This window comes from Serratia sp. CY37869 (genome assembly GCF_052168895.1).
GTDB classification, from domain to species: domain Bacteria; phylum Pseudomonadota; class Gammaproteobacteria; order Enterobacterales; family Enterobacteriaceae; genus Serratia; species Serratia ureilytica.
The window spans coordinates 332,226-354,814 of sequence record NZ_JBJNLU010000001.1 but is presented as its reverse complement, the minus strand read 5'-3'; the positions used below and the strand labels follow the sequence as shown (position 1 = coordinate 354,814).

Here is a 22,589-nt window from a genome sequence, read left to right as displayed (position 1 = left end):
CTAAAACCTATCAGGCGCTTTTGGCTAACGCAACAGGTTGCAGCAGTTGATCGCCGGCATATAGCCGCGCATTGAGGCTGCCGACGTAATAACGGCCGCCGCGCACCGGCGTGGCGTTGCCTTCCGGCAGCACCACGCTGATCGGTTCCTGGTGCCAGCCGATCGGCTGCACCGTCAGCTGCCAGAAATGGCCGCGCGGACTGACTTCCAGCACCTGAACCGGTAGCGGGCAACGTTCGCTGCTTTCGGTCGCCACTTCCATTTCCCACGGGCGCAGGAACAGATCGACGCTGCCCTGGTGCATCGGCTGGAACGACAACGGCCACTGGTGCGCGCCGACGAACAGCTGGGAGCCGCGAATTTCGCCGTTCAGGCGGTTCACTTCCCCCATGAATTCCAGCACAAAGCGGCTCGCCGGTTCGCGCATGATGTCGACCGGCGACCCGACCTGTTCGATATTGCCCTGGCTCATCACCACGATGCGGTCGGCCACTTCCATCGCCTCTTCCTGATCGTGGGTGACGAACACGCTGGTGAATTTCAGCTCTTCATGCAGCTGACGCAGCCAGCGGCGCAGCTCTTTGCGCACCTGCGCATCCAGCGCGCCGAACGGTTCATCCAGCAGCAGAATCTGCGGTTCCACCGCCAGGGCGCGCGCCAGCGCCACGCGCTGTTTCTGGCCGCCGGACAGCTGCGACGGATAGCGGGTAGCCAGGTGGCCCAGCTGCACCATTTCCAGCAACTGAGTGACTTTCTGTTTGATCGCCGCGGCGTTCGGGCGCTCACGGCGCGGCAGCACGGTCAGGCCGAAGGCGATGTTATCGAACACCGTCATGTGGCGGAACAGCGCATAGTGCTGAAATACGAAGCCCACGCGCCTGTCGCGCGCGTGCATGTGGCTGACGTCGGTGCCGTGGAAGCCCAGCTTGCCGCCGCTCTGGCTTTCCAGCCCGGCGATGATGCGCAGCAGCGTGGTCTTGCCGGAACCGGACGGCCCGAGCAGCGCCACCATTTCGCCGGAAGCAATATCGAGCGAGATATCGTTCAATACCTTGGTGCGACCGAAGGACTTGTTGATGCCGTTAATCTCAATGCTCATGATTTTCCTCCCGCTCGAGACGCGCGTTTTGACGTTCCAGACGCCACTGCAGCGCGCTCTTCAAAAATAGGGTAACGATCGCCATCAGGGTCAACAGGGCGGCGGCGGTAAAGGCCCCGACGGTGTTGTAATCCTGCTGCAACAGCTCGACCTGCAGCGGCAGGCTGTAGGTTTCGCCGCGAATCGAACCGGACACCACCGACACCGCGCCGAACTCGCCGATGGCGCGCGCGTTGGTCAGCACCACGCCGTACAGCAGCGCCCAGCGAATGTTGGGCAGCGTCACGCGGCGGAACATCTGCCAGCCGGACGCTCCCAGCAGAATGGCGGCCTCATCTTCCTGGCTGCCCTGGCTGAGCATCATCGGCACCAGTTCGCGCACCACGAAGGGACAGGTGACGAAAATGGTCACCAGCACCATGCCCGGCCAGGAGAACATCACCTGAATGTTATGCGCATCCAGCCAGCCGCCCAGCAGGCCGTTGCTGCCGTAAAACAGCAGATAAATCAGCCCCGCCACCACCGGTGAAACGGCGAACGGGATATCGATCAGCGTCAGCAGCAGCTGGCGGCCGGGGAAGGTAAAACGCGTCACCAGCCACGCCAGCAACGTGCCGAACACCAGGTTGAACGGCACGGTGATCAGCGCGATCAGGACCGTCAGCCAAATGGCGTGCAGCATGTCCGGATCGAGCAAATTGCTCCACATCGCGCCGAATCCTTTGGAGAAGGCCTCGGCGAAAATCGATATCATCGGCACCACCAGCAGCAGCGCCGAAAACAGCGTGCCGATGGCGATCAGCGTCCACTTGCCCCAGTTGACGCGCGGGCGCTCGGCGCCGTTGAAGGCGGAAATATCAGCCATCAGTGCCCTCCTCCCAAACGTCTGCCGAAGCGGCTTTGCAATACGTTAATGCTGAACAGCAGCAGCAGCGACGCCGCCAGGATCACCGAGGCGATGGCGCTGGCCGCCGGGTAATCGAACTCCTGCAAACGCACAAAAATCATCAGCGAGGTCACTTCCGTCTTCCAGGCGATGTTGCCGGCGATGAAAATCACCGCCCCGAACTCGCCCAGACTGCGGGTAAAGGAAATTGCGGTGCCGGCCAGCAGCGCCGGCGCCACTTCAGGCAGCACGACGCGGCGAAAACTCTGCCAGCGCGTGGCGCCCAGCGTCTCGGCCGCCTCTTCGTACTCCGGCCCTAACTCTTCCAGCACCGGCTGCACGGTACGCACCACAAACGGCAGGCTGGTGAACGCCATCGCCACCGCGATCCCAAGCCAGGTAAAGGTGACCTTGATGTCGAAGTGCGCCAGCCACTGACCGTACCAGCCAGTGGTGGAAAACAGCCCCGCCAGCGTCAGGCCGGCCACTGCGGTCGGCAGTGCGAACGGCAGATCGATCAGGCCGTCCAGCAGCGAACGGCCGGGAAAACGGTAGCGCGTCAGGATCCAGGCCATCAGCATGCCGAACACCGCGTTGAACAGGCTGGCGACGCCGGCCGCCAGCAGCGTCACTTTATACGCCGCCACCACCTGCGGGTTGGAAATCACTTCCCAGTATTGCGCCAGGCTCATCTGTGCCAGCTGCATCACCAGCGCGGTGAGCGGCAACAGCAGGATCAAACAGGTATAAAACAGGCTGCTGCCAAGGCTGAGGCCAAATCCGGGCAGCACCCGCTTACTGGACGACAACGCCAACATTTACTTGCGCCCTGCCGCTAACAGCTGATCCAGCTCGCCGCCGGTGGCGAAGTGGGTTTTCATCACCTGCGGCCAGCCGCCGAACTGGTCTTCCACGCGGAACAGTTGGGTGTCCGGGAATTGCCCCTTCGCCGCCGCCATCGCTTTCTGGTCATACACGCGGTAGTAGAAGCTGGTGATCACCTGCTGCGCCGCCGGGCTGTAGAGATAGTTCAGATAGGCTTTGGCCGCCTGTTCGGTGCCGTTGCGCGCGACGTTTTTGTCGACCCAGGCCACCGGGAACTCCGCCAGAATATCGACCGGCGGCACGATCACGTCGTACTTGTCTTCACCGTATTGCTTGCGGATGTTATTCACTTCGGACTCGAAGCTGATCAGCACGTCACCCAAACCGCGCTCGACGAAGGTGGTGGTCGCGCCGCGGCCGCCGGTATCGAACACCAGCACGTTTTTCAGGAAGCGAGTCATGAAGGCACGGGTCTTGGCCGCATCGTTGCCGTCGGCCTGATTGGCGGCACCCCAGGCGGCCAGATAGGTGTAACGGCCGTTGCCGGAGGTTTTCGGGTTCGGGAACACCAGCTTCACGTCGTCACGCACCAGATCGTTCCAGGTGTGGATGCCCTTCGGGTTGTCCTTGCGCACCAGAAACGCCATGGTGGAATAGAACGGCGAGCTGTTGTTCGGCAGGCGCGACTGCCAGTCAGCCGGGATCAGCTGCCCGCGATCGTGCAGGATCTGTACGTCGGTGACCTGGTTGTAAGTCACCACGTCGGCACGCAGGCCCTGCAGGATCGCCAGCGCCTGCTTCGACGAGCCGGCGTGCGATTGTTTGATGGTCAGCTTGTCATTCGGATGCTGCTGGTTCCACTGCTGTTCAAAGCCGGGATTCAGCGCGACGAACAATTCACGGGAAACGTCATAAGAGCTGTTCAGCAATTCCGCCGCCGACGCGGCGCCGCTCGCCAACAGCGCAGCCGCCAGCCAACCTTTCAGCACGAGATTTTTAACCCGGTTTTGTTTCATTCTGCACCTTATCACTGAGTCATTCCTTCAGGCTTTCGCCTTATTGACGACCAGTGTATTTATAACTCGGTGCGGAGCTGTAACGCTTTTATATACCGTTTAGTGATTTACAAGCATCAAACGCTATAAGGCAGGAAATGCGAGGCGTTTTGGGGCGGGAAAACAGACCGAAGCCGGACGCGCCGGCTTCGGCAACGGCGTCAAAGTGACAGCAGGCGCGTCAGCGATGGCGCAAAGTAGTAGCTGCCGGTGACCGCACGGCTGAAACGCAGCATCGCGTCGCGTTTGCCGTCCAAATCGCCGAACATGCTCAGCAGTTGCTGCTCGATATTGTGCAGGCGCGCGCAATAGGCGATGAAGAACAGGCCGTGCTTGCCGCTGGCGGTGCCGTAAGGCAGGCTCTGGCGCAGAATTTTCAGGCCTTTGCCGTTCTCTTTCAGATCGACGCGGCTGACGTGGGAGGTATCCGGGCGCCGATCCGCCGGCAGCTCTTCGCTGTCGTGCTTGGTGCGGCCGATGATCTGCTCCTGCTGTTCGGTGGTAAAGCGCTGCCACTGGCGCAGGTTGTGCTCGTAGCGTTGCACCAGCACGTAGCTGCCGCCAGCGTCCTCTTCACCTTCGGCGATCGTCGCCACTGCCGGGCGTTGGTCGCCCTGCGGGTTTTCGGTGCCGTCGATGAAGCCGCTCAGATCGCGCTCTTCCACCCAGCGGAAACCGTGGGTTTCTTCCTCAATCTTGATGACGTTGCCGAACGCCGCCAGCGCGGCCTGCGCCAGCGTGAAGTTGACGTCGTGGCGCAGCGACTGGATGTGGATCAGCATATCGCGCTGGGTGGCCGGCGCCAGCCCTTTGCCAAGCGGCGTGAACGGCTTCAGCTCTTTCGCGCCCTGGCCGCTGGAGAGATCGTGCCAGACGTCGTAGCCGAAAGCGATCACCGCGCCGAGGCGCGCATCGGGGAACTGCTGCTGCAGCTCGCTCAGCGTCTGACAAAACTGTTTGCAGCCCTGGCGCAAATCGGCGAATTCGCCCTGTACGCTGGCTTCCATAAAAATGGCGAAACGGCAGTGCTCCAGCAGAATGCCGCTCTGAACCTGTGTCATGTTGTTATCCTCAATACCAGAATCCGGCAACAGGTAAGGTATGGCGGTTGACGCGCGGGGTCCCTGTTACAAACGCGCGCTATCATACCGCAAGCACAGGCGATTGCCTTGCAGCAGCGCAAAGAAAATAGGGGTAATGATTTGGACAAGCAGGCGCCGGGAACCGGCGCCCGTTGAACGCGTTACTGCTGCGGCTTGGCGTGCCAAATGATTTTGCTGACCGTCCAGCTTTTCAGGGTGTCGTCCGGCGGGATGATATCCTGCGCTCCGGCCCACTTGCCGCTGAAGATGTAGGTGACGTATTTGCTCTGCTCCGCCACGCACTCCACTTTACCGGCGTCTTCGCCGCTGCCCGGCTTACAGGAGCCAAACGCCTTGCTGTACATGTCGCCGAACGGCGTGCCGAGCTTGTTGCCCCACTCCGTCGCCACTTTCGGATCCAGCACGTCCACCCGCTGCAGGCGCCCTTTCGGTTCGCCGGTGATCACCAGCTTCACCTCGTCACCGGACAGCGCCTGATAATAAGAGACGATCTGGCCGTTGTTGGTCGCCATGCCGCCGCGTAGGCGGTAGTTGCCGTCCAGCCCGTCGTTGATGGCGCTTTCCGACATCGGCGTGCCGGCGTTGAGCTTGCCGACGCCCTTGGCGCCGACTTCCAGGCTGCTGCCGAACCAGTTGAACGGCGACAGGCTGGACCAGGAGAAATTGGACATGCTCGAACAGCCGGTCAGTAACAGCGGAAGCCCTAACAACAGGGGGCGAATATTCATCTCTAGCTCCTTAGACATCAATGGCACTGGGCGGGTCACCCGCTCCTGCCGCATTCGGCGTTTTGCTGCGTGCCAGCCTCTCACAACGGCCCGCACTACGCCAACGGTTGCCAGCTTGGAGTGCGGAAAATGCGAAAAGTGCCGCACTTCTCGGCAATTAGTCGGCGCGCTCCGCCAGCGCGAAACAGGCTTTCAGACGCGCGTTCAGCAGCAGATAGCTCAGCGCCAGCGCGTCGAGCAGCGCCAACGTCAGCTCCAGCCCCGGCGCATCGCCGTCCTGGCGCCACAGGCTGAACAGCGAGCCGCCGAACGACGCCAGCAGCGAGACAGCCAGCCCCCAGCGCCAACCGCGCCACAGCCGCGGCCATTGGTGGCGACGGCCGCTCAGCAAAAACGCCAGCGCCGCCGGCAGACCGAGCAGCATGCCGTACCAAAAGCGTTGGGTATCCGGATAAAACAACGCCAACAAGCTTTCGCCCTGCTCGCGCGAAGCGCCGGCCATCACGAACAACAGCCAGGTGCGCGCCTGCAAAATCAGCACGGCCCAAAATCCCAGCGGCAGCCGCAGCGCGCCGTGCTGATCGTAATCGTCCGGGGAAAACCGGGGTGAGAATGGCTTCAACGCTCGTTCCTTGCCAACAGAATAAAGACTATGGCTACAGATGGGCGCCGGCGATGGGAATTTCAATGCGTCGGCTTAAGAAGCTCTTAAGATCGGTGTGTTTTAATCCTTATCACTAAGCAAGCAACCCGATATCAGCGGGATGTGATTTTCGATAACGATAAGGAAGCGCAACATGAAAAAACTGACTCTGGCCGCTCTGATCGCGCTGTGCAGCGCACCGGTACTGGCGCAACAAGGCGGGTTCCTCGATCCGGCCGCGCCGCAGGCTCAAACGCAAACCACCGCACAGGGCGGTTTCTCCGGCCCCAGCGCGGCGCTGACCACCGTGGACAAGGTGAAATCGCTGAGCGACGACGCCTGGGTGATGCTGCAGGGCAACATCGAGCAGCGCATCGGCGACGAAACCTACACCTTCCGCGATGCCACCGGCACCCTGACGGTCGATATCGATCGCAAACGCTGGAACGGCCAGACCGTTACGCCGAAAGACAAGGTGCAGTTGGAAGGCAAAGTGGATAAAGACTGGAACAGCCTCGAAGTGGACGTGAAAACCGTCAAAAAGCTGCCGTAATGCGCTGCGGCGGGCGGTGCAACGCCGCCGCCCGCCGCTCGATCAATATTCCTGATCTTCGATCAGCCGCTTGCCCAGGCTGGTGATGCCCTGAATCTCGTAGCCGAGCTTCTCGTACATCTCGACCACCGTGTCGTTGTCTTCGCGCACCATAATCTGGATCTTCGGGCAGCCGCGGGCGATCAACTTCTTCTCCAGACGGTTGATCAACGCATTGGCAATGCCGCGCCCGCGATAGTCGGGATGCACCCCGAGGTAATACGCCGACCCGCGGTGGCCGTCATAGCCGCCCATCACCGAACCGACCACTTCGCCGCCGACTTCCGCCACCAGGAACAGCTCCGGGTCGTGGTTCAGCTTGCGCTCGATGTCCATTTCCGGATCGTTCCACGGCCGCAGCAGATCGCAGCGCTCCCACAGGGTAATGACTTCTTCAAAGTCGTCTTGTCGAAATACGCGAATTTCCATCGATGTTGGCCGCTGTTAATTAAGGTGTTTATCTGATTATCGCGTGATTATTCACTTACGCAATATCAAACTGCAATTTACCGCGCTATTTGCCCGGAAATCGCCGGTAACAGGCGTAATAAATGGAAATAGTTATCGGGTCGATTAATGATTATCAATACGATATAACGTCGCAAAATAGAATCGTCGACGGAGCGTTGCGTAATGAAAAAGCAGGGTAAACAATTCCTCAATTTTAAACCGCTTGCCGTTTCCCCGACGCGACGCCAACTGTTGCTTTCCGGCCTGGCGGTGGCGCTGTTCGGCGTGAAAAACCCAAGCGCCAGAGCGGAAGGCCTGCTGCGCAACCAGCACAGCAAACCGGCGGCGAAACCGGCCGGCGGCAAAAAGCGGGTGATGATCGATCCCGGCCACGGCGGCATCGACTCCGGCGCGGTCGGCCACGAAGGTTCGCAGGAAAAACACATCGTGCTGGAAATCGCCAACCACGTGCGCCGTTTCCTGCATGAGCACGATCACATCGAGGCGCGCCTGACGCGCGAAGAAGACGAATTCATTCCGCTGTTCCAGCGGGTGGAGATCGCCCACCAGCACCAGGCCGATCTGTTCATTTCCATTCACGCCGACGGTTTTACCAGCCCGTCGGCCTCCGGCGCTTCGGTATTCGCCCTCTCCAACCGCGGCGCCAGCAGCGCCATGGCGCGCTACCTGTCCAACCGTGAAAACGCCGCCGACGACGTAGCGGGCGGCAAATACAAGGATCAGGACAACTACCTGCAGCAGGTGCTGTTCGATCTGGTGCAAACCGACACCATCAACAACAGCCTGACGCTCGGCCGCCACGTGCTCGGCCAAATTCGTCCGGTACACCATCTGCACAGCGACAGCACCGAACAGGCGGCGTTCGCGGTGTTGAAATCCCCGTCCATTCCCTCGGTGCTGGTAGAAACCTCGTTCATCACCAACCCGAACGAAGAACGGCTGCTGGGCACCACCGCGTTTCGCGAGAAAATCGCCCGCGCCATCGCGGACGGCATCGTCAACTTCTTCGACTACTTCGACGCACACCAACGCAAACCCCGCTGATGCCGCGGGCGGCGAATAAGAGTATACTCAGCGCCTTGTTCAGCCAGACGCTATAAAGACCCCGCATGAGTTTACCTAACATCGCTGAAGTAAAATCCTTCCTGCTGGCGCTGCAGGATCATATCTGCGCGCAGCTCGCCCAGGCCGATGGCGGCGCCGTGTTCACCGAAGACCAATGGACGCGTGAAGAAGGCGGCGGTGGCCGCAGCCGCGTGCTGACCAACGGCGCGGTGTTCGAACAGGCGGGGGTCAACTTCTCGCACGTCTCCGGCGCCACCCTGCCGGCCTCGGCGACCGCGCACCGTCCGGAACTGGCCGGGCGCAGCTTCCAGGCGATGGGCGTCTCCCTGGTTATCCATCCGCTCAGCCCCTACGTGCCCACCAGCCACGCCAACGTACGCTTTTTCATCGCTGAAAAGCCGGGCGAAGCGCCGGTGTGGTGGTTCGGCGGCGGTTTTGACCTGACGCCGTTCTACGGTTTCGCAGAGGATGCCGTGCACTGGCACCGCACCGCGGCCGAGCTGTGCGCGCCGTTCGGCGACGAGGTCTACCCCAAATATAAACAGTGGTGCGACGATTACTTTTTCATCAAGCATCGCAACGAAGCGCGCGGCATCGGCGGCCTGTTCTACGACGATCTGAACACCCCGGATTTCGACCATTGTTTCGCCTTCACCCGCGCGGTGGGCCAGGGCTTCCTCGACGCCTACCTGCCGATCGTCGAAAAACGCAAGGCCTTGACCTGGGGCGAGCGCGAGCGCCAGTTCCAGCTGTATCGCCGCGGCCGCTATGTGGAGTTCAACCTGGTGTGGGATCGCGGCACGCTGTTCGGGCTACAAACCGGCGGGCGCACCGAGTCCATCCTGATGTCGATGCCGCCGCTGGTGCGTTGGGAATATAACTACCAGCCGGAAGGCGACAGCCCGGAAGCGGCGCTGGCGCGCGATTTCCTGCCGGTGCGCGACTGGCTGCAGGAGCCGAAATGATGCAGATTTGGGTCGATGCGGACGCCTGTCCGAACGTGATCAAGGAAGTGCTGTTCCGCGCCGCCGATCGCACCGCCATCACCGTGACGCTGGTGGCGAACCAACCGCTGCGCACGCCGCCGTCGAAGTACATCCGTTCGCTGCAGGTGGCGGCCGGCTTCGACGTGGCCGATAACGAGATCGTGCGCCGCTGCGAAGCGGGCGATCTGGTGATCACCGCCGACATTCCGCTGGCAGCGGAGGTGATTGAGAAAGGCGCGGTGGCGCTGAACCCGCGCGGCGAACGCTATACGCCGGACACCATCCGCGAGCGCCTCAACATGCGCGATTTTATGGATACCCTGCGCGCCAGCGGCATTCAGACCGGCGGCCCGAACGCCCTGAACCAGCGCGACCGCCAGCAGTTCGCCAACGAGCTGGATAAATGGCTGCTGCAGGCGAAACGGGCGCAGTGACTGCGCCCTGCTCCGCTGCGGTTTAGAAGCGCACCTCCCCGCCGAAGATATAGGTGCGTCCACGGGCAGTGTTGGTCGGCGTCTCATACTGCGACTGAGACGGCAGCGAGTTCATCTTGTTCAGCGCGTCCGAGTAGTCCTTGTCCATCAGGTTTTGCACGCTGAGCTTCAGCAGCAGATTGCGATTCACCTGATAGGTGCCGTACAGATCGATAATGGTCGGAATATGCGGCGCCGGCTCTTTCAGCAACTGCTCATTCTCATCGTAATCAGAGTCCGGCGACAGGCGCACCGATTTGCCGGTATATTTCACCACCCCGCCCAGCGTCAGTTTCTCGTCCAGCAGGCGCACCCCGCTGTCCAGCGTGAAGTAGAACTCCGGCAGCTCGCTGATATCGCCCGCGCCGAATACGTTGCTGGCCTGGTTGGTCGGCTGGGAGGTATGCTCCTTGCTTAACGACAGCTTGGTGAAGGCGAAACCGGCGTCGTACAGCGCTTCAAGCTCCACCCCGCGCATTTTGACCGGTTCGGGGGCGTTGCTGTACATGGTCATGCTGACGTTGACGTCCGCGTCATCCCACTCTTCCTGCGTCGCCTGCGAACGGTTGCACTTCTGGCGATTTTTACACACCAGGTAGGATTGGCTGGAAATGTAGTTTTTGATCCTGGTTTCAAAATAGACCGCTTTCAGTTGGAAGCTGTCCTGCTTGAACAACAGATCGTGAGCATTGGCGTTGAACCCGCCCTGCCAGGTCTCCGCTTTTTCGCCCTTGAGGAACGGGTTCATCGACTGGCCGCCGCTGTTGGCGAAGAACACCTCCTGGATATTCGGCCCGCGCATCGACTTGCTGTAGCTGACGAACGGCTGCAGCCACGGCGTCACCTGCGCCGACAGCATGACCGACGGGTTGAAGCCGTGTTCGTTACGGCTAATAGTGCCAGCGCCCTGCGGGAAGCACTCTACTCGCTCGTCACAGGCCGGCTTATAGCCGGAGAGGCGATAGGCGGTGTAGTTCAGATCGAAATTCCCCTGCCAGATGCCGTAGTTGGCCTGCAACCCGCTGTACAGGCTGGAGATATCCTGCTTGCCCGACATTCCCACCGGCATGCTTTCCGCCTGATTGTCATCCGTCACCAAGCCAGAGGCCTTTTTCTTATACTCGTTGCGCACCAGCTTGCCGCCGTAGCTGAAAGCGAAATCGACGTCCTGCAGGCTGAAACGGCTGGTGTTGTTGATATCCAGCGCATCGGAGATGTTTTTCGCCGTGCTGTCGCTGAATCCCGCCATGTTGTCGGACATGAACTGCTGCTTGCCGCGGCTGGTGCTGGCGGTCAGGTTGAAATCGATCAGCTCCGAGAACGGCGCATAGTGGTATTTAAGGTAGAAATCGTCGCTGTCGATGTGGCGGCGGGTGATTTTATTCTGGTAGCTGCGCGCCGACAGTTCGATGCTGTTGAAGGCATCCGGCTTGATGTCCACCTTGAACAGCTGGGATTTCGGATTCTGGCGGTAGGTCTTATCGACGTTGAACATCTCGCTGTCGAAACCGGCGCCGTTTTTGTAGTTGGAGGTGATGGAACTGCCGCTGATCGCCGCCATCGCCCCCAGGCTGCCGCCGTCGGCAAAGGCGGCGGTTTTGGCGCCCACGGCGATCATGCCGCTGCGGCCGATGCCGTTATTGCCCACCGAGAATTTGGTGCGCACGCCGAACGGGTTGTCGGAAAATACCACGTCATCCACGCCGATGGTGCGGAAGTTGGCGCTGCCCGCCAAGGCGTTCACCCCAGCGGATCCGGTGGCGTTGCCGCGCGCCACGTCGACGCCGACGATAAAGTTAGGATCGATCAGCGCCCCGAACTGGCTGGTGGGCAATCCCCCGTGCGCTGCGTCGCTCGGCGAGTTGCCGTAGTAGTTTTGCGTGATGCCGTCGACCATGGTGTTGACCCGGCCAAAGCCGCTCAGGCCACGGATATTGACGCTGACCGATCCCTGGCCGGGATCGATCTGGGTATAGGTGCCCGGCATGCTGCGCAGAATGCTGTCCACCGACTCCAGATTCTTGTTTTCATCGCGCGAACTGAACGCGCCTGGCCTCGCCAACGCGTCTTTTTCGCTGCTCTTGCCGCTGTCGGCCGCCGAGACGTTGAGCGGGCTGAACGCCACGCTGCCTTTATTATTTTCCGCCTGTTCCTGCGCGGCCGCAGCCTGCCCGTACAGCGCCAGTCCCGCGCCGATCAGGCTCGCTATCATTTTGATTTTCATATATCCCCAGAAATAGCCAATAAGGTTTGATGGCCGACAATGCCCAGCAAAAAGCCCGCCGAAAGCGCGGTAAAAGGTTGTTATTGTTTTATTGCGCCGCAGCGTGCTGCGGCGCTAAAGATTATTTCTGCGCCTGCCGGTCCGCCGCCAAAATAAAGGCGTACTCCAGCGCGCCGTTTTCCAGCCGCGCCAGGCGACCCGATTTGCCGCCGTGGCCGGCGGTCATGTCGGTGGAGAGCAGCAGCAACGAATCGCCCTGCTTGAAGCGCCGCAGCTTCGCCACCCATTTGGCCGGTTCCCAATACTGCACCTGCGAGTCGTACAGACCGCTGGTGACCAACAGGTTCGGGTAACGTTGCTTACGCACGTTGTCGTACGGGCTGTAGGACTTCATCAGCGCATAGGCGGCCGGCTGGTGCGGGTTGCCCCACTCCTCGTATTCCCCGGTAGTCAGCGGAATGCTGTCGTCCAGCATGGTGGTCACCACGTCGACGAACGGCACCTGCGCCACCACCGCGTTGAATAGCTGCGGCGCCTGATTGATCACCGCCCCCATCAGCAAGCCGCCGGCGCTGCCGCCCATGGCGTAGATGCGCCCCGGTTGGCCGTAGCCGTCTTTGATCAGCGCCTGGGTGGCGTCGATGAAGTCGTTGAAGCTGTTCGGTTTGTGCGTCAGCTTGCCCTGTTTGTACCAGCTCTGCCCCAGCTCGCCGCCGCCGCGCACGTGGATCAGCGCATAGACGAAGCCGCGATCCAGCAGGCTGATGCGGTTGGCGCTGAACGCCGGATCCATGCTCATGCCGTAAGCGCCATAGCCATATACCAGCAGCGGGTTATGCCCGTTTTTGAACAGCGATGTGCGGTACACCAGCGAGACCGGCACCTTCACGCCGTCGCGCGCCGTGACCCAGATGCGCTCGCTGTGATACAAGCTGGGATCGACGCCTTTCACCTCCTGCTGTTTCAGCAGGGTGCGCTCGCCCTTGTTCAGGTCCCACTCATAGGTGCGGGTCGGCGTGGTCATCGCCGAATAGCCGTAGCGCAAGCGATCGCTGTCCGGCTCGGGGTTATAGCCCAGCCAGGCCATGTAGCTGGCATCATCGAACGGGATGGCGCGCTCGGTTTTGCCGTCCCAGCTGATTTGCCGCAGCTGCACCAGCCCGTTGGCGCGCTCCTGCACCACCAGCCAATCGCGGAACAGGCTGAAGCTTTCCACCTCGTGCTGCGCCTGCGGTGCGATCAGCGTCTGCCACGGTTTGCCCGCCGCCGCCGTGTGGTACAGGCCAAAGTTCGGATCCTGATGGTTGGAGCGCAGGTAGAACTCGCCCCGGTAGTGATCGAGGTAATACTCGCGGCCGTTCTGCCGGGCGGCGAACAGCTGCGGCTCGCGCTGCGGCTGGTTGGCGTCGATCAGGCGCACTTCGGAGGTGGTGTTGCCGCTGATGGTCAGAATCAGGTAATCGCGCGAGGACGAGCGGCCGAGGCTGAGGTAGAACGCCGGATCGTTTTCCTGGTACACCAGCTTATCTTCCGCGGTCGGCGTACCGTACCGATGGCGGTAGACCTGATATGGCAACAGCGTTTGCGGGTGGTTGCGCACGTAGAACAGGGTTTGGTTGTCGTTGGCCCACACCATGTTGCCGGAGGTGTTTTCCAGCGTTTCCGGCGACCAGCGTTCGCTGTCTATCTCGCGCAGGGAGATGCGGTATTGGCGGCGGCCCTGCAGATCCTCGGCCACTGCCAGGCGGCGGTTGTCCAGGCTGACGTCCATCGCCCCCAGACGATAATACGCATGGCCGGCCGCGCGCTGATTGGCGTCCAGCAAGGTTTGCCACGGCGCGTCGGCGGTGAGCGCCTGGCGCTGATACCGCGCGAAATCTTTACCGGCAGCGTAGCTTTCCTGATAGCGATAACCGTTGAGCTGATACGGCACCGAACGATCGTCAGGGTTCACGCGACCCAGCATCTCCTGATACAGCGTGGCGCGCAGCTTCTGGTACGGCGCCATCATCTGCTCGGTATAACGATTCTCCGCCTTCAGGTAGTCCAGCACCTTCGGCTCTTTTCGGCTATCGTCGCGCAGCCAGTAGTAATCGTCGGTGCGCGTCTCGCCGTGCGCCGTCAGCGCTTTCGGCGCGCGTTCCGCCAACGGCGGCTGCGGTTGCGCCAGCGCGACGCCGGCGACGCCTAAAGAAAGCCAGAGCGCGGCCGCGATGCGACGGCGCGGGGTGAATAACAGCGGATTCATAATCCCTCACGAAGTTTGAAGAGGTGCACGACGGCGATGCGGCGCCTGCGGGCATTAACGGCGGGCATTCAGCTCCGCCAGATTGAAATCGATCGGCATCGTCACCTTGACGGCTCCCTGCTGCAGCATCTCCGGCGGCGGCGGCGGCAACGGCTGGGCGCGCGACACCACCGCCACCGCTTCCCGATCCAGCGACGCGGTGCCGGAACGCACCTGCAGCATGACATTCGAGACCCGTCCCTGCGCGTCAACGCTGAAACTGACCTGCGGCATGCCGCTGCGCCGGCGGCTGCGGGCATCCAAAGGGTAATCCTTGATGCGATTCAGTTTGCCCTTCACCAGGCTCTCCCACGACAGTTTGGCCTGCGCGTTGCTGTTGGCGTCGCTGTTGATCGGTGCGGCGGTTTGGTGGGAGAGCGTCTGCGCCTGCGGCGCAGCAGCGCTGGACGCGGCGGCGTTGCGCGTCTCTTTGGCCTGCTCCTGCGGTTTCGGCTGCGCTTTTTGCGGGGGACGGTGTTCGGCGCGCTTCTTCTGCGCCGTCACGATTTTTGCTTTATCGGCACGCGCCAGCTTGGGCAGATCCGGCTGTTGCTGCTGCTCCGCCGGCTGCGCCGCGGCAGATTCAGCCTGCTGCACGCCCAGCGGCAGCGGCTTACTTTCCGGCGCTTCAATCTGCGCCGCCCAGCTCATCATCACCGCCGGCGGCGGCAGCGCCACCGGCTCCAGCGCCGTCTGCGGCCAATAAAACAGCAGCACCAACGCCACATGCGCCGCCAGGGCAAGCAGCAGGCCGCGCGCCCAGCGCGGCTGCGGCAGCTCAAAGGCCGGAAGGGAATAAGACTGACTTAACATAGGGACATTAGTTTGCTTAATTGCGAATGATTGCAGATCACATTTACTAATGATAATCATTTGCAAATATAATTAACACTCCTTTTCACCGTCTTAACGTATTCATTTCACTGATGGTGTGATCCACAGGTAGTCTGCGGTGTTCGCATCGACCTGTACGCCCGGCTCCGCCAGCATCAGCACCATCGGCGCCGCCGCCGGTTGCAGATCCCGCACGTGCAGCGGCACGCCCACCGATTTGGCGGCGTGATAGCCACCGGCGATCAACAACGCGGGCGTCGGCGCCGCCAGCAGGCGCTCAGCCATGCGCCGGTCGCGCTGCTGCTGGATCGCCAGCATCGCCTGCAGCTGGTCGGCCTCAATCTGGCCGCCGTGCGAAGTGCGGATGGTCTCTTCCAGCGCCTTGCGCACCGCCGGCTGCGCCGATAGCTGCCCCGCCGGGAACTGCGGCTGCTGATAGAACGCCGTAATCTCGCTGCGATCCAGGTTGGCCGACCACAGCGGGTAAGGCGCGCGCATCGCCGCCATCGTCACCCCGCCATACAGCGCCCATTTCCAGCCCGGCTGCCAGGCGATCAGCTCCGCCACGCGGCCATCACGCACCGTGGGATCGCTCTGCAGCCACTGCTTGACTTTGTCGACCTGCGCCTGCTGGTTCGGGTTGATCATCTCCATCAGCACGCTACCCTGCGGCCGCAATTGCGGCAGCTGCTGCACCAGCCATTGCTCAATCTGATGGTGGTAAGGATTGTCATGCTTTTCCCCGACGATCACCCGCGGCTGCTGCGCCAACCGCGTCAACAGCTGCTCGGGCGTCAGGGTCGCGCCGCTGTGCAGATCGGTGATATTCCCCAGGCTCGCGACGTCGCTGGCCGGCGTCTTCACCGGCGTTTGGCTGCAGGCGCCGAGCGCCAACGCCGCCAATAAAATCAGATATCTCATCATGTTGCCCCATTAGCGAAAATGGCGACATTATAGATAATAATTATCATTTGCATATAGATCTGGCCTGACGATTTTTTTACGCGGCGATCGCCGGTGACGCATTGCGTTGAAACGGCATTGCGGGTATAACCAATAGCCATTCAGATATTTAGACGTCTATACGGATAGATTATTATGCACTCATCGGCGCCCGCCGCAGGGCAGTTCAAACGCAGCATGAAGGCCCGGCATCTGGTGATGCTGTCGCTGGGCGGCGTGATCGGCACCGGGCTGTTTTTCAATACCGGCTACATCATCTCCACCACCGGGGCGCTCGGCACGCTGCTGGCCTACCTGATCGGCGCGCTGGTGGTGTATCTGGTGATGCTGTGCCTGGGCGAGCTGTCGGTGGCAATGCCGGAAACCGGCGCCTTTCACGTCTATGCTTCGCGCTATCTGGGGCCGGCCACCGGCTATGCCGTCGCCTGGCTGTATTGGCTCACCTGGACGGTGGCGCTGGGCTCCAGCCTGACCGCGGCCGGATTCTGCATGCAGTACTGGTTCCCGCAGTCGCCGGTGTGGCTGTGGTGCCTGATCTTCTGCGCGGCCATTTTCCTGCTCAACGTCGTGACCACCCGTTTTTTCGCCGAAAGCGAATTCTGGTTTTCGCTGATCAAAGTGGTGACCATTCTGGCGTTCATCATTCTGGGCGGCGCCGCCATGTTCGGCCTGCTGCCGATGAAAGACGGCACGCCGGCGCCGTTCCTGCACAACCTGACCGCTTCCGGCTGGCTGCCGCACGGCACGCTGCCGATCCTGATGACCATGGTGGCGGTGAACTTCGCTTTCTCCGGCACGGAGCTGATCGGCATCGCCGCCGGTGAAACCGAGAACCCGGAGAAAGTCGTGCCGCTGGCGATCCGCACCACGGTGATCCGCCTGATGCTGTTCTTTATCGGCACGGTGTTTGTGCTGGCGGCGTTGATCCCCATGGATCAGGCGGGGATCGTCAAAAGCCCGTTCGTGCTGGTGTTTGAACGCATCGGCGTGCCTTACGCCGCCGATATCTTCAACTTCGTGATCCTGACCGCCATCCTGTCGGCGGCCAACTCCGGCCTGTACGCCTCGGGGCGCATGCTGTGGTCGCTGGCCCACCAGCGCACCCTGCCGGCCTACTTTGCGCGCGTCAATGCGCGCGGCATTCCGATCAACGCCCTGACCTTCAGCATGCTCGGCGGCGTGCTGGCGCTGCTGACCAGCGTGATCGCGCCGGATACGGTGTTTGTCGCCCTGTCGGCGATCTCCGGCTTTGCGGTGGTGGCGGTGTGGCTGAGCATCTGCGCCGCCCACTATGCTTTCCGCCGCGCCTATCTGCGCAGCGGCCAGCCGATAAACGGCCTGAAATACCGCGCGCCCGGCTATCCATTGACGCCGATCCTCGGCTTTGCGCTGTGCCTGCTGGCCTGCATCGGGCTGGCGTTCGATCCGGAGCAGCGCATCGCGCTCTACTGCGGGCTGCCGTTCGTCGCCCTGTGCTATCTCACCTATTTCCTGACCCGGCGCGCCGGGCAAAAAAACGCTTTGGGAGAACAACATGTCGGTTAACAACCCCGTCGCTCGTTTGCTGGCCGAACGGCCGACGCTGATCCTGGACGGCGCGCTGGCCACCGAGCTGGAAGCGCGCGGCTGCGATCTGACCGATCCGCTGTGGTCGGCCAAGGTGCTGATTGAAAATCCCGAGCTTATCTATCAGGTACACCTCGATTATTTCAACGCCGGCGCCCAGTGCGCTATCACCGCCAGCTATCAGGCCACGCCGCAGGGCTTCTCGCGCCGCGGCCTGGACCAGGCTCAGTCGCTGGCGTTGATCGCCAAAAGCGTGCAGCTGGCGCAGCGCGCACGCCGCGATTATCTGGCCGCGCACCCGCAGGCGACGCCGCTGTTGATCGCCGGTTCGGTGGGCCCGTACGGCGCCTATCTGGCCGACGGCTCGGAATACCGCGGCGACTACCGGCTGGCGCAGGATGACTTCATTGCCTTCCACCGCCCGCGCATCGCCGCGCTGGCCGCCGCCGGCGTCGATCTGCTGGCCTGCGAAACGCTGCCGTCGTTTGCTGAACTGCAGGCGCTGCTGACGCTGCTGCAGGAATTCCCGACGCTCGGCGCCTGGTTCGCCTTCACCCTGCGCGACAGCCAACACCTCAGCGACGGCACGCCGCTGACGGAGGTCCTGTCCGCGCTGCGCGACAATCCGCAGGTGCTGGCCATCGGCATCAACTGCATCGCGCTGGACAAGGTCGCCCCGGCGCTGCGTCAGCTGAGCGCGCTGGCCGACAAACCGCTGCTGGTCTACCCGAACTCCGGCGAGCACTACGATGCGGTGAGCAAAACCTGGCGCGCCTGCGGCGGCGAGCACGGCAGCCTGGCCGATCAGGCGACAGAGTGGCGCACGCTCGGCGCACAATTGATCGGCGGCTGTTGTCGCACTACGCCGCAGGATATTCGCGCCATCGCTGCACGCTGCAAGGCATAAAAAAGCCCCCGGCGCCAACGGCGCAGGGGGCCAGTCATTAACCCGGGCTTACAGCGGTTCGGTCTGGGCTTCCACCACCGCCAGCGCCACCATGTTGACGATGCGGCGCACCGAGGCGATCGGCGTCAGGATGTGCACCGGTTTGGCCACCCCCATCAGCACCGGCCCGACGGTCACCCCTTCCGAGCAAGAGACGCGCAGCAGGTTGTAGCTGATGCGCGCCGCTTCCATGTTCGGCATGATCAGTAGGTTGGCCGAGCCTTTCAGCGGGCTGTCCGGCATCAGATCGTGACGGATGCTTTCCACCAGCGCGGCGTCGCCGTGCATTTCACCGTCGATCTCCAGCTCCGGCGCAAGCTCGTTCACCAGCTCCAGCGTTTTACGCATCTTGCGCGCCGCCGGGCAATCAGACGAGCCGAAGCTGGAGTGAGACAGCAGCGCCACCTTCGGCTCGATGCCGAAACGGCGCACGGTTTCCGCCGCCATCAGGGTGATCTCCGCCAGCTGTTCCGGCGTCGGATCGTCGTTGACGTAGGTGTCGGCGATGAAGGTGTTGCCACTCGGCAGCAGCAGCGCGTTCATCGCGCCGGCAACGTGCGCGCCTTCACGGAAGCCGAACACGTTCTTCACCACGTCGTAATGCTCGTGGTAGCTGCCGATGGTGCCGCAGATCATCGCGTCCGCTTCGCCGCGGTGCAGCATGATGGCGGCGATCAGCGTCGGGTTGCCAATCACCGCGCGGCGCGCCTGCTCTTGCGAAACGCCACGACGTTTCATGATCTGGTAGTACTCTCCCCAGTATTCGTTGAAGCGCGGATCCGACTCGTTGTTCACCACTTCGAAATCTTTGCCCGGCGTCAGTTGCAGGCCCAGTTTTTTCAGGCGCATCTCGATCACGCTCGGCCGGCCGACCAGGATCGGGAAAGCCAGCCCCTGCGACACCAGCTCCTGCGTGGCGTGCAGCACGCGCTCTTCCTCACCTTCCGCCAGCACCACCCGCTTCACCTCTTTGCGCGCCTGCGAGAAGATCGGTTTCATGAACAGATTGGTTTTGTAGACGAACTCCGCCAGCTTCTCCACGTAGGCGTCGAAGTCTTCGATCGGGCGCGTCGCCACGCCGGAGTCCATCGCCGCCTTGGCCACCGCCGGCGCGATCTTGACGATCAGACGCGGATCGAACGGTTTCGGAATGATGTATTCCGGCCCGAAGGAGAGATCCTGATCGTCATACGCGGAGGCCACCACGTCGCTCTGTTCCGCCAGCGCCAGATCGGCGATGGCATGCACGCAGGCCAGCTTCATCTCTTCGTTGATGGTGGTGGCGCCCACGTCCAGCGCGCCGCGGAAAATGAACGGGAAGCACAGGACGTTGTTCACCTGGTTCGGATAGTCGGAGCGGCCGGTACAGATGATGGCATCCGGGCGCACCGCTTTGGCCAGCGGCGGCAGAATTTCCGGTTCCGGGTTGGCCAGCGCCATGATCAGCGGATCGCGCGCCATGGTTTTCACCATATCCTGCGTCAGCACGCCCGGGCCGGAGCAGCCGAGGAAGATGTCGGCGTTCGGGATGGCGTCGCCCAGCGTGCGCTGGCCGTTATCCTCGATGGCGTAGGCGGCTTTGGTCTGTTCCATATTGGCGTCGCGGCCTTTATAGATGACGCCCTTGGAGTCGCAGACGGTGATGTTCTGTTGACGCAGCCCCAGCGCCACCAGCAGGTTCAGGCAGGCGATGGACGCCGCGCCGGCGCCGGACACCACCAGCCGCACGTCGGAGATGTTCTTCTTCACCACGCGCAGGCCGTTGAGCACCGCAGCGGTGGTAATGATCGCCGTGCCGTGCTGGTCGTCGTGGAACACCGGGATCTTCATGCGCTCACGCAGTTTCTGTTCGATGTAGAAACACTCTGGCGCCTTGATGTCTTCCAGGTTGATGCCGCCGAAGGTCGGTTCCAGCGCGGCGATAATGTCGATTAATTTGTCAGGGTCATGCTCATCCACTTCGATATCAAATACATCGATACCGGAAAACTTCTTGAACAAAACGCCCTTGCCTTCCATCACCGGCTTACCGGCCAACGCGCCGATATTGCCCAGACCCAGTACCGCCGTGCCGTTGGAAATCACCGCCACCAGGTTGCCGCGCGCGGTGTATTTGTAGGCCGCCAGCGGATCTTCGGCGATCTCGAGGCAAGGCGCGGCGACGCCCGGCGAATAGGCCAGCGCCAGATCGCGCTGGGTCGCCAACGGTTTGGTAGGGGAAACCTGGATCTTCCCTGGGACAGGAAACTGATGGAAATCAAGGGCACTCTGTTTGAGCTGTTCGTCCATTATGGATTCCTTTGTTTTTTGCTTTTATGTTGAGGTAAGGCTTTGAGGCTGCGCCCTGCCGTGGGCCATGGCGCCCAATTACAATGACAGGGCACAGCCTTGAAGTATAGTGAGAGAAACATCACAAACTTTGAAGCGCGCCATAACCTTGGTCGAAAGACCGTTTTAAAAGTAAAAAAAGAAGGCCTGCGGGACAAGTCAGACAAGCGCCGCCGTCAGCGCGGCGGCAGCGTGGCGCGCCAGGCGTTGAGCGTCTCCACCTGGCCGGCGCAAATGTGTAACGAGGTTTGTAATGCCAGGGCATAGCTCACCGCATCGCCCCAGGTCGCCCCCTGCAACTGCGGCTGCTCACAGGGAGCGAATACCGACTCAGGGGGCAACAGCGGCACGGCCTGCGGCGCCGGTGGCCGGGCGCAGGAGCTCAAGCACAGTGCCAGGCAGAGGCCGAGCGGCGCAGGGATCGTTTTTAATCGCTTCACGGTATTTCCTCTGATAAGCCTCGTGTTGCTGGCGCAGCTGCTGTTCCTGCCGCTGCTGCGCCGCCATCAGCGCGCGGTTTTGCGCGTCCTGTGTCTGCAAGGTGGCGATAAGCCCCGCCTGCTGCGCCAGGCTTTTTTGCAGTTCCGCCGCCTGTTGTCGCGCGGACGCCAACTGGTGCGACAACAGCGAGCTGTAGCCGCCGAGGCAGATGGCCGCCAGCAACAGCAGCAGCAACCCGCCCTGCATCAGTTTTTGCAGCCAGCCGCTCATGCCGGATAGTCCCGAAACGGCAGCTGGAAGTGCGGGCCGTCCTTGAGGGTCTTCCATTCGCCACCCCATTCGACGTTGATGCCGCATTCGCGCGCCGCGCGCCGCACCGCCACCGCAATTTGCGCGTAGTAATCCCACTCCCAGGAGACCACGCCCGCCGGCATCGCCACCACGTCCACCGCGTGTCCGGTCAGGTGGCGGCTGCGCAGCGTTTGGCTGTTGCCGGCGCGCACCATTTCCCGCTGGCGCGCCATGCTGCGCAGCCCCTCGCTGACGGAAAACGGCACCAGGGAATAGCGCAGCGCCAGACGAATAACGCGCACCAGATCCGGATGCACGCCGCGCAGGTTCTCTTCGCTGCGGGCGGTAAAGCGAATCTCTTCGATGTCATTTAACATTTTTAAACCCCGTTTTTTTGCCGATGAATTTTTTAATTAAGGCGTTGATGTAATCCGCCCCCATAAAGCCAATCAATACGCTGGCCAAATTCGCCCAGTTTAATTCCAGGCCCATCAACGCCAGCGCATCGCGCACCGTCCAGGCCAATAACGCGCACATCGCCGCATTCAATAAACGTCGCCGAATACCCACGTTGCGATAGGCACCGTGTAATAGCGCCATCACGCCGGCCAGAATGGCGTTCAATACCGGCTGAAGATATTCACATACTCGCTGGACTATTAAGCCAACAGCGTCAGGCTCTATGCTGGACATAGCTCATCTCCTTTTTTATTTTTAATTAAATGCCAATCACGGCCGGTGGGACATCGGATACTCAGAATCTAGTTAAGGATGCTATTACAA

Annotated in this window: 23 protein-coding genes; 6 read left to right on the top strand and 17 right to left on the bottom strand. The window is 61.7% G+C overall.

Features of this window, described 5'->3' with window-relative positions:
* Positions 1–10: 10 nt before the first annotated feature.
* The 7 genes from cysA to ACJ8J1_RS01755 all read right to left on the bottom strand — a co-directional run bounded on the left by cysA (position 11) and on the right by ACJ8J1_RS01755 (position 6,318).
* The gene (cysA, locus tag ACJ8J1_RS01785) at positions 11–1,099 is read right to left on the bottom strand and encodes a sulfate/thiosulfate ABC transporter ATP-binding protein CysA (RefSeq protein ID WP_033643965.1); all 1,089 of its coding nucleotides are present in this window, start codon (positions 1,097–1,099) and stop codon (positions 11–13) included.
* On the bottom strand, positions 1,089–1,964 hold the full coding sequence (gene cysW, locus ACJ8J1_RS01780; protein WP_033643966.1) for a sulfate/thiosulfate ABC transporter permease CysW: 876 nt from the start codon (positions 1,962–1,964) through the stop codon (positions 1,089–1,091). The genes cysA and cysW overlap by 11 nt, the downstream gene beginning before the upstream one ends.
* The gene (cysT, locus tag ACJ8J1_RS01775; protein ID WP_019453852.1) at positions 1,964–2,803 is read right to left on the bottom strand and encodes a sulfate/thiosulfate ABC transporter permease CysT; all 840 of its coding nucleotides are present in this window, start codon (positions 2,801–2,803) and stop codon (positions 1,964–1,966) included. Before cysT ends, cysW begins: the two co-directional genes overlap by 1 nt.
* A complete protein-coding gene (locus ACJ8J1_RS01770; RefSeq protein ID WP_033643967.1) occupies positions 2,804–3,826 on the bottom strand; it encodes a sulfate ABC transporter substrate-binding protein in 1,023 nt (340 codons plus the stop codon).
* A 200-nt stretch (positions 3,827–4,026) separates the two neighbouring features.
* Positions 4,027–4,926, bottom strand: a complete 900-nt coding sequence (locus ACJ8J1_RS01765) for a Dyp-type peroxidase (RefSeq protein ID WP_033643968.1) — start codon at positions 4,924–4,926, stop codon at positions 4,027–4,029.
* Between the two features lie 182 nt (positions 4,927–5,108).
* Positions 5,109–5,696, bottom strand: a complete 588-nt coding sequence (locus ACJ8J1_RS01760; protein WP_004936494.1) for an RpoE-regulated lipoprotein — start codon at positions 5,694–5,696, stop codon at positions 5,109–5,111.
* A 157-nt stretch (positions 5,697–5,853) separates the two neighbouring features.
* Positions 5,854–6,318 carry a DUF2919 domain-containing protein gene (locus ACJ8J1_RS01755; RefSeq protein WP_033643969.1) on the bottom strand — a complete coding sequence of 155 codons (465 nt, stop codon included), beginning with the start codon at positions 6,316–6,318 and terminating at the stop codon, positions 5,854–5,856.
* Between the two features lie 175 nt (positions 6,319–6,493).
* On the opposite strand from ACJ8J1_RS01755, the gene ACJ8J1_RS01750 reads away from it, so the two are divergent.
* Entirely contained in the window at positions 6,494–6,892 is a 399-nt protein-coding gene (locus ACJ8J1_RS01750; protein WP_033643970.1) for a YgiW/YdeI family stress tolerance OB fold protein, read from the top strand.
* A gap of 42 nt (positions 6,893–6,934) precedes the next feature.
* Here the strand turns inward: ACJ8J1_RS01750 and ACJ8J1_RS01745 are convergent, their stop codons facing one another.
* Positions 6,935–7,360, bottom strand: coding sequence for a GNAT family acetyltransferase (locus ACJ8J1_RS01745; RefSeq protein ID WP_004936504.1), 426 nt, complete (start codon positions 7,358–7,360; stop codon positions 6,935–6,937).
* A gap of 204 nt (positions 7,361–7,564) precedes the next feature.
* Between ACJ8J1_RS01745 and amiA the strand changes: the two genes are divergently transcribed.
* From amiA to ACJ8J1_RS01730, 3 genes are all read left to right on the top strand, one after another.
* On the top strand, positions 7,565–8,446 hold the full coding sequence (gene amiA, locus ACJ8J1_RS01740) for an N-acetylmuramoyl-L-alanine amidase AmiA (RefSeq protein ID WP_033643971.1): 882 nt from the start codon (positions 7,565–7,567) through the stop codon (positions 8,444–8,446).
* Positions 8,447–8,511: 65 nt separating this feature from the next.
* Positions 8,512–9,432: an oxygen-dependent coproporphyrinogen oxidase gene (hemF, locus tag ACJ8J1_RS01735; RefSeq protein ID WP_033643972.1), complete on the top strand. Its 921-nt coding sequence runs from the start codon at positions 8,512–8,514 to the stop codon at positions 9,430–9,432.
* On the top strand, positions 9,432–9,887 hold the full coding sequence (locus tag ACJ8J1_RS01730) for a YaiI/YqxD family protein (protein WP_004936514.1): 456 nt from the start codon (positions 9,432–9,434) through the stop codon (positions 9,885–9,887). The genes hemF and ACJ8J1_RS01730 overlap by 1 nt, the downstream gene beginning before the upstream one ends.
* A 22-nt stretch (positions 9,888–9,909) precedes the next feature.
* Here ACJ8J1_RS01730 and ACJ8J1_RS01725 read toward each other — a convergent pair whose 3' ends face one another.
* The 4 genes from ACJ8J1_RS01725 to ACJ8J1_RS01710 form a co-directional block, all read right to left on the bottom strand.
* Positions 9,910–12,150 (bottom strand): TonB-dependent receptor domain-containing protein, encoded by a 2,241-nt coding sequence (locus tag ACJ8J1_RS01725; RefSeq protein ID WP_033643973.1) that lies wholly within the window; start codon positions 12,148–12,150, stop codon positions 9,910–9,912.
* A gap of 121 nt (positions 12,151–12,271) precedes the next feature.
* The gene (locus ACJ8J1_RS01720) at positions 12,272–14,398 is read right to left on the bottom strand and encodes a S9 family peptidase (protein ID WP_080273401.1); all 2,127 of its coding nucleotides are present in this window, start codon (positions 14,396–14,398) and stop codon (positions 12,272–12,274) included.
* Positions 14,399–14,452: 54 nt separating this feature from the next.
* The gene (locus tag ACJ8J1_RS01715) at positions 14,453–15,250 is read right to left on the bottom strand and encodes a TonB family protein (protein ID WP_033643974.1); all 798 of its coding nucleotides are present in this window, start codon (positions 15,248–15,250) and stop codon (positions 14,453–14,455) included.
* Positions 15,251–15,352: 102 nt separating this feature from the next.
* Positions 15,353–16,192 carry a ChaN family lipoprotein gene (locus tag ACJ8J1_RS01710; protein WP_033643975.1) on the bottom strand — a complete coding sequence of 280 codons (840 nt, stop codon included), beginning with the start codon at positions 16,190–16,192 and terminating at the stop codon, positions 15,353–15,355.
* 177 nt (positions 16,193–16,369) lie between these two features.
* Between ACJ8J1_RS01710 and mmuP the strand changes: the two genes are divergently transcribed.
* On the top strand, positions 16,370–17,779 hold the full coding sequence (gene mmuP, locus ACJ8J1_RS01705; RefSeq protein ID WP_033643976.1) for an S-methylmethionine permease: 1,410 nt from the start codon (positions 16,370–16,372) through the stop codon (positions 17,777–17,779).
* The gene (gene mmuM, locus ACJ8J1_RS01700; protein WP_033643977.1) at positions 17,769–18,707 is read left to right on the top strand and encodes a homocysteine S-methyltransferase; all 939 of its coding nucleotides are present in this window, start codon (positions 17,769–17,771) and stop codon (positions 18,705–18,707) included. Before mmuP ends, mmuM begins: the two co-directional genes overlap by 11 nt.
* Before the next feature lie 48 nt (positions 18,708–18,755).
* Here the strand turns inward: mmuM and maeB are convergent, their stop codons facing one another.
* The 5 genes from maeB to ACJ8J1_RS01675 form a co-directional block, all read right to left on the bottom strand.
* The gene (gene maeB / locus ACJ8J1_RS01695; protein ID WP_033643978.1) at positions 18,756–21,035 is read right to left on the bottom strand and encodes an NADP-dependent oxaloacetate-decarboxylating malate dehydrogenase; all 2,280 of its coding nucleotides are present in this window, start codon (positions 21,033–21,035) and stop codon (positions 18,756–18,758) included.
* Positions 21,036–21,250: 215 nt separating this feature from the next.
* Positions 21,251–21,424: an Rz1-like lysis system protein LysC gene (gene lysC / locus ACJ8J1_RS01690; RefSeq protein ID WP_033643979.1), complete on the bottom strand. Its 174-nt coding sequence runs from the start codon at positions 21,422–21,424 to the stop codon at positions 21,251–21,253.
* Positions 21,405–21,785, bottom strand: coding sequence for a DUF2570 family protein (locus ACJ8J1_RS01685; protein WP_033643980.1), 381 nt, complete (start codon positions 21,783–21,785; stop codon positions 21,405–21,407). The genes lysC and ACJ8J1_RS01685 overlap by 20 nt, the downstream gene beginning before the upstream one ends.
* A complete protein-coding gene (locus tag ACJ8J1_RS01680) occupies positions 21,782–22,183 on the bottom strand; it encodes a M15 family metallopeptidase (RefSeq protein ID WP_033643981.1) in 402 nt (133 codons plus the stop codon). Before ACJ8J1_RS01680 ends, ACJ8J1_RS01685 begins: the two co-directional genes overlap by 4 nt.
* Positions 22,173–22,499, bottom strand: a complete 327-nt coding sequence (locus ACJ8J1_RS01675; protein ID WP_033643982.1) for a phage holin, lambda family — start codon at positions 22,497–22,499, stop codon at positions 22,173–22,175. Before ACJ8J1_RS01675 ends, ACJ8J1_RS01680 begins: the two co-directional genes overlap by 11 nt.
* Positions 22,500–22,589: the final 90 nt, after the last annotated feature.

Bases quoted from the DNA above. Each gene is read 5' to 3' on its own strand.
- cysA (WP_033643965.1), bottom strand. From the start codon at position 1,099: ATGAGCATTGAGATTAACGGCATCAACAAGTCCTTCGGTCGCACCAAG.
- cysW (WP_033643966.1), bottom strand. From the start codon at position 1,964: ATGGCTGATATTTCCGCCTTCAACGGCGCCGAGCGCCCGCGCGTCAAC.
- cysT (WP_019453852.1), bottom strand. From the start codon at position 2,803: ATGTTGGCGTTGTCGTCCAGTAAGCGGGTGCTGCCCGGATTTGGCCTC.
- ACJ8J1_RS01770 (WP_033643967.1), bottom strand. From the start codon at position 3,826: ATGAAACAAAACCGGGTTAAAAATCTCGTGCTGAAAGGTTGGCTGGCG.
- ACJ8J1_RS01765 (WP_033643968.1), bottom strand. From the start codon at position 4,926: ATGACACAGGTTCAGAGCGGCATTCTGCTGGAGCACTGCCGTTTCGCC.
- ACJ8J1_RS01760 (WP_004936494.1), bottom strand. From the start codon at position 5,696: ATGAATATTCGCCCCCTGTTGTTAGGGCTTCCGCTGTTACTGACCGGC.
- ACJ8J1_RS01750 (WP_033643970.1), top strand. From the start codon at position 6,494: ATGAAAAAACTGACTCTGGCCGCTCTGATCGCGCTGTGCAGCGCACCG.
- ACJ8J1_RS01745 (WP_004936504.1), bottom strand. From the start codon at position 7,360: ATGGAAATTCGCGTATTTCGACAAGACGACTTTGAAGAAGTCATTACC.
- amiA (WP_033643971.1), top strand. From the start codon at position 7,565: ATGAAAAAGCAGGGTAAACAATTCCTCAATTTTAAACCGCTTGCCGTT.
- hemF (WP_033643972.1), top strand. From the start codon at position 8,512: ATGAGTTTACCTAACATCGCTGAAGTAAAATCCTTCCTGCTGGCGCTG.
- ACJ8J1_RS01730 (WP_004936514.1), top strand. From the start codon at position 9,432: ATGCAGATTTGGGTCGATGCGGACGCCTGTCCGAACGTGATCAAGGAA.
- ACJ8J1_RS01725 (WP_033643973.1), bottom strand. From the start codon at position 12,150: ATGAAAATCAAAATGATAGCGAGCCTGATCGGCGCGGGACTGGCGCTG.
- ACJ8J1_RS01720 (WP_080273401.1), bottom strand. From the start codon at position 14,398: ATGAATCCGCTGTTATTCACCCCGCGCCGTCGCATCGCGGCCGCGCTC.
- ACJ8J1_RS01715 (WP_033643974.1), bottom strand. From the start codon at position 15,250: ATGTTAAGTCAGTCTTATTCCCTTCCGGCCTTTGAGCTGCCGCAGCCG.
- ACJ8J1_RS01710 (WP_033643975.1), bottom strand. From the start codon at position 16,192: ATGAGATATCTGATTTTATTGGCGGCGTTGGCGCTCGGCGCCTGCAGC.
- mmuP (WP_033643976.1), top strand. From the start codon at position 16,370: ATGCACTCATCGGCGCCCGCCGCAGGGCAGTTCAAACGCAGCATGAAG.
- mmuM (WP_033643977.1), top strand. From the start codon at position 17,769: ATGTCGGTTAACAACCCCGTCGCTCGTTTGCTGGCCGAACGGCCGACG.
- maeB (WP_033643978.1), bottom strand. From the start codon at position 21,035: ATGGACGAACAGCTCAAACAGAGTGCCCTTGATTTCCATCAGTTTCCT.
- ACJ8J1_RS01685 (WP_033643980.1), bottom strand. From the start codon at position 21,785: ATGAGCGGCTGGCTGCAAAAACTGATGCAGGGCGGGTTGCTGCTGCTG.
- ACJ8J1_RS01680 (WP_033643981.1), bottom strand. From the start codon at position 22,183: ATGTTAAATGACATCGAAGAGATTCGCTTTACCGCCCGCAGCGAAGAG.
- ACJ8J1_RS01675 (WP_033643982.1), bottom strand. From the start codon at position 22,499: ATGTCCAGCATAGAGCCTGACGCTGTTGGCTTAATAGTCCAGCGAGTA.